This window comes from Borrelia hispanica CRI (assembly GCF_000500065.1).
GTDB classification, from domain to species: Bacteria; Spirochaetota; Spirochaetia; order Borreliales; family Borreliaceae; genus Borrelia; species Borrelia hispanica.
In genome coordinates, this window is the sequence record NZ_AYOU01000073.1 from 1 (window position 1) to 2673 (window position 2673).

Sequence of the window (2673 nt, forward strand, 5' to 3'; positions counted from 1 at the left end):
GTTTAAGAAATATTATTAAAAAATATGTTTATGACTATCATATAACAAAAGAATACAATGAATATTTAGGTAATTTGTCTTGTGATCTCCAAAGAATGGAAATCAGACGTAGGCTTTATGATGATGGGTGTTTTGATGTCTGACATTAATAATATCACATTATCAGGACGTTTAGTTAGAGATTCACTTTTATCTTATAGTAGTACAAATTTAGCTATATTAAATTTTGCTATAGCTAATAATATTAAAGTTAAAAGAGAAGGTGAGTGGAGAGATAATGCCCAATTTTTTAATTGTGTATTATTTGGTAAGCGAGCAGAAACTCTTCTTCATTTTCTTCTTAAAGGCAAGCAAGTTGTTGTTCAAGGGTCTATGAGACATGAGTATTATAAGGATAAACATAGTGGAATTGATAAAATTAAAAGCATTATTTTTGTAGATCAACTGAGATTGTTTGGTGGGGGTAGTAAGTATCATAATCCTAAAGTTGATATTCCTGTTCCTATTCCTACTCCTGTTCCTGATCCTGCTTGTGAATTTAATGAAGATATTCCTTTTTAGAAGTTTATGAATGAGGTTTGGATTATATAGGAGGTTAAATGATATATGAAATTAAGACAAACTGATAATAGATTTATTGAAGAGATTAGACGTTGGGGTTGTTACTTTTTATCTTTGCATTATTACATATCATCACTTACAAAGAACAAATTTGACTTTAATGATATTAATAATAATTATTATCAATTTGTTAGTTTAGGTTATATGAGGATTAATTGTTATATTTTAAATCCATGTAGAATTTTGAGTGTTTTTGGAATTAAACGAGATGTTCGTATTGAGGATAAATCTTATAAATGTTTAAAGGATGAATTTGAGATAAGTGAAGTTAATATAAAAAATATTGCAGGAGCCCATTTTATGGCAACAAATAATACAGAAGTTTTATATGATCCTCTTTATCTTAAAGATAGAGGGCAAGAATATCATCTTAAATCTAAGAGTATATTTAGAAAAATATAGTTTACTCCATATATGTTTATTTTATTAAAAGGCTATATGCCTTTTTTTTATGCTTATTTATTATGTCAAATCTTGATTTTTGATAAAATTAATTATATTATCATATAATAGCTATTTGTTAAATTACTTTTAACCTTTATTTCTAAAATAAAAAATTCTAACAAAAAGAATATAACTTCTTTTTGTTAGTTTTATTATAGTAATATGTTGATTTAATATTATGTTTGTATAGATCATATAGCAATATATGGAATATACAATGTAAATTGATATTATTTAAAACATCTTTAATATCATGATATGCTTTTAATTTACTTGCTTTAGAAAGACCATAAACATTATCTATTTCAGCTGTTTATGCATATTTCATTAATTCTTTAATTTCAAATGAATTGTATCCTTTACTTTTAAGTGTTGCAATAAATATATTTCTACATATATGTAGTGATTTACGATGTTTAAATCCTGATTTTGTAAGTAATTCTTTAAATTGTTTTGAAATCTCACTTATATTTATTCTATTATCTTTAAAGCGATGTTTACTTTTTTGAAATAGATAAGTACGTCTTGAATCTTGTCCTTTATTTTTAAAATGAAGTTTATGAATTTCTTCTATAGATTCAAATTCAGATTTACTTATTACTACTTCTCTAATGCAAATACTGGTTCGCTTCTTAGCTACATTTACACGTAAACTATAAAATATATCACCATTATTATTTTCTTCTCTTACTATGTCATCAAGCCTTGTATTTTGAATTTCTACTCCTCTACAACTTGTAATTGAGAGTATATGAACAAACCATCCTGAGATTGGATCTATTTGTTTAAGTTTGTCAATACTTTTCTTTACCAATCTTATGGTCTTATCATTTAAATAAAATCTTATTGGTATTGATTTAGATTTAGGATTGCCTTTGGTTTGTAATAATTCTTTCTTATATTGCCTTGTTTCTTTAAGTAATATTGAATTTTGTTTCTTTAGTTCTTTGATTTTTGCTTTTAATATTTCATATTCTTTCATGTAATTTATCTGTTAACTAAATGCTATAAAAATAAGTAAAATTATGTATAAATATGTTAGCAAATACTCTTAATTTATGTCAAATTATATGTCTTTCCATTGTATGCAAAATTTAATGTTTAAAGTATGTGTTTTAATCAGAAGAGCTGATATTTAAGGGTGCAGCACAAAATATCTAGTAAACTTTGTGGTAGCTTTAACAAATACTTAAAAATTTGCTGTCTATTCTTTCTAGATTTCATTTTAACAATCCATCTGTTTGCAATGAGAGATATTTCTTTCCTTTTTTTAAATCCCACTTCTGTGTTAACTTTAAGTTAACATTTTGTTTACTTATACCTTTTTTAAATCTTTTTATTTATACTTTTACTTTTATGAAAATATCTTGGTACTTTCTTTCTTAAATCTTGTTTTTAAATTCTGTTGATGGTCTGATTAATTATTTCCACAAGTGCTATTTGATTGTCCTTTCAAATTATCTAAGCCCTCTTTCAAAGCACCCTTTACTACTTCTTTAAATGTGTTTTTTTACCAGCTGCGTCATCTCCTGTGCACTTTGCAAGTTCTGATTGAATGTGATCAAGAGCATCTTTTATTTTAGATTCGTCTTCATTTAAAAATTTATT

At 25.2% G+C, this 2673-nt stretch carries 2 protein-coding genes and 2 pseudogenes; 2 read left to right on the forward strand and 2 right to left on the reverse strand.

The annotated features are described in order from the left end of the window. Positions 1–120: 120 nt before the first annotated feature. Together U880_RS0101865 and U880_RS0101870 are read left to right on the forward strand one after the other, a co-directional pair. Positions 121–561 (forward strand): single-stranded DNA-binding protein, encoded by a 441-nt coding sequence (locus U880_RS0101865; RefSeq protein ID WP_235047980.1) that lies wholly within the window; start codon positions 121–123, stop codon positions 559–561. 45 nt (positions 562–606) lie between these two features. After that, positions 607–1023, forward strand: coding sequence for a DUF261 domain-containing protein (locus U880_RS0101870; protein WP_024654539.1), 417 nt, complete (start codon positions 607–609; stop codon positions 1021–1023). A gap of 283 nt (positions 1024–1306) precedes the next feature. On the opposite strand, the pseudogene U880_RS11090 reads toward U880_RS0101870, so the two are convergent. After that, positions 1307–2047, reverse strand: a pseudogene (locus tag U880_RS11090) (tyrosine-type recombinase/integrase); the annotation flags it as partial. 435 nt (positions 2048–2482) lie between these two features. Continuing rightward, positions 2483–2673: pseudogene (locus U880_RS09880) on the reverse strand (Mlp family lipoprotein); the annotation flags it as partial.

What these genes read in the sequence shown, in the direction of transcription:
- U880_RS0101865 (WP_235047980.1), top strand. Translation starts at nt 121, where the DNA reads ATGATGGGTGTTTTGATGTCTGACATTAATAATATCACATTATCAGGA.
- U880_RS0101870 (WP_024654539.1), top strand. Translation starts at nt 607, where the DNA reads ATGAAATTAAGACAAACTGATAATAGATTTATTGAAGAGATTAGACGT.